This is a genomic window from Longimicrobium sp. (genome assembly GCF_036554565.1).
Lineage (GTDB): Bacteria > Gemmatimonadota > Gemmatimonadetes > Longimicrobiales > Longimicrobiaceae > Longimicrobium.
Map to the genome: position 1 here is coordinate 1 of NZ_DATBNB010000263.1, position 1,917 is coordinate 1,917.

The 1,917-nt window shown below is 73.3% G+C and carries 3 protein-coding genes; 2 read left to right on the plus strand and 1 reads right to left on the minus strand.

What is annotated here, in order from left to right; all coding sequences use genetic code 11:
* Nucleotides 1-299 (minus strand): hypothetical protein (locus VIB55_RS07120; protein WP_331875978.1); only part of this gene is annotated, 299 nt, incomplete at its 3' end.
* A gap of 270 nt (nucleotides 300-569) precedes the next feature.
* Here VIB55_RS07120 and VIB55_RS07125 point away from each other — a divergent pair.
* Together VIB55_RS07125 and VIB55_RS07130 are read left to right on the plus strand one after the other, a co-directional pair.
* A complete protein-coding gene (locus VIB55_RS07125) occupies nucleotides 570-1,358 on the plus strand; it encodes a hypothetical protein (RefSeq protein WP_331875979.1) in 789 nt (262 codons plus the stop codon).
* Nucleotides 1,359-1,496: 138 nt separating this feature from the next.
* Nucleotides 1,497-1,917 (plus strand): hypothetical protein (locus tag VIB55_RS07130; protein WP_331875980.1); only part of this gene is annotated, 421 nt, incomplete at its 3' end.

The window sequence follows — 1,917 nt, forward strand, 5'->3', positions numbered from 1 at the left end:
AACGCCGAGCGGAGCGCCGGGGCGGGGCTCACCTCCCACCGCCGCAGCCAGGCATCCTGCCGCGGCCCGTGCAGCGCGGAAAAGCCGGATGGGCGCGCCGCGGCGGCCAGCCCCGCGAGGCGCGAATCCAGCAGGTTCAGCACGAAACCCACGCCACGTGCACGCTCGGCGTGCAGCGTGCCGATGCGCACCTCCACGGCCCGGGCCAGGCGCGCGGCGGACGGGTCGGGCTCCTCCGGCAGGGGCACCATGCGCCTGCACAGGGCGACGAGCGTGGCTTGCTGGCGCGGCGAAAGCATTCGGGTGCGCAGCGGGTTCGGGCCTGGAGGCCCGGCGGGAAAGGACGTGCGGTGAGAACGGGTGAGGCTGGTGAATGGTGCGCCGCAGACGCCTGTTTGTCAACGCGGGCGACCGGTGGCGGGTTCTGGCGGACGCATCATCCGATCCGAGTCAAAGCACCGTCTGGCAAGGAGATAGGGGATGGAGAACGGCCCGCCTCTTGCAACCTGGACCCGACCCCGCCGCCTCGCGGCGGGAGCAGGCGGAGAACCCGGGAAAAGGAGCGGAGGATGAACTACGGACGGGACTACGGGAACCGCAACTTCATGGACCGCGCGGCCGAAACCGTGCGCGGTTGGTTCGGCGGCCGCGACGATTACGGCCGCGACTACCGCGGCGGCGGGATGCAGCCCGGGGGGATGTACGGCGCCGGCCACGACCACGGCGGCTGGAACCAGCACGGCGGCTACCGCGAGATGGGCGACGTCAACGGCGGGTACACCGGCGGGATGGGCCGCGGCAACTTCGGCTCGGGGTACACCGCCACCAACTACACCGGCCAGGGCGGCGGAAACCGGTACGACGCCGGCTACCGCGCGGGCCGCGGCCGGGACGGCTGGGACAGCCACGACACCGGCGGCTACCGCCCCTCGCACGGCTTCGCGGACGTGGAGTGGGACGACGACCGCGGCTATCGCGGCGGCGCCCACGCGCAGGGCGGGTACGGCGGCCATGTCGGCGGCCGGGGCTACATGGGCAGCCAGGGGAATGCCGGCTACGGCTACCGCAACGACATGGACGAGCCGGGGATGCGCGGCGGCTACGGCGGCGCGAACCGTGGCGGAATGGGCCGCTACGGCTCGGACTACCGCGGCGGCAACACGGGCAACCTGGGCTCGGGCGGCGGCGAGTACAACGCCGGGGGCATGGGCATGGGCGACGCCGACGGCGGGATGGGCGGGCGCTACGGTGCCTACGGGCCGTACGGCATGGAGCGCTTCCGCAACGGCGACAGCGGCGGCGTGCCCACCGGCGGGTACTACACGGGGTACGGCGTCGGAAACAGCCATCGGCCGTAACCGCGCCGCTGGCGGCAGGAGCGGGCTCCGGGGCCTCCCCGGGGCCCGCTCGTGCGTGCGCCCGGCATTGACGCGCCGGATGTTTGGCCCCAATTATAGACCTGGATTTCGGTTACACCCCGCGGGAGCTGTACTGTGATGAAACGGATGGTTACGGCCCTGTGGCTGGCGGCGCTCGGCATTTGCGCGGCCGTGCCCGGGGCAGAAGCGCAGGGCACCGGCACGCCGGCGCAGATGGTGGACAACCGCCCGCGCGGGCTGGTGACCCGCGAGGAGCTGATGGAAAACCGGCTGCGGCAGCTGGGCGTCGACAACCCCGACCCGGCGCCCACCGCGCCCCGCAACCGCGCCGACAGCGTGGAGTGGATCCGCTGGCGCCGCGCGGCCAACGCGGCCACGGGGCGGCGCATCGTGGTGTCCATCTACGACCGCAAGCTGTGGCTCATCGACGGGCGCGACACGCTCATCGAGGCGGCGGCGGGGGTGGGGATGGGGATCGTGCGCGGGCCCAAGGGGATCGGCATGCGCGACTTCAGCACGCCGCGCGGGCGCCGCACGG

Bases quoted from the DNA above. Each gene is read 5' to 3' on its own strand.
- VIB55_RS07125 (WP_331875979.1), top strand. From the start codon at position 570: ATGAACTACGGACGGGACTACGGGAACCGCAACTTCATGGACCGCGCG.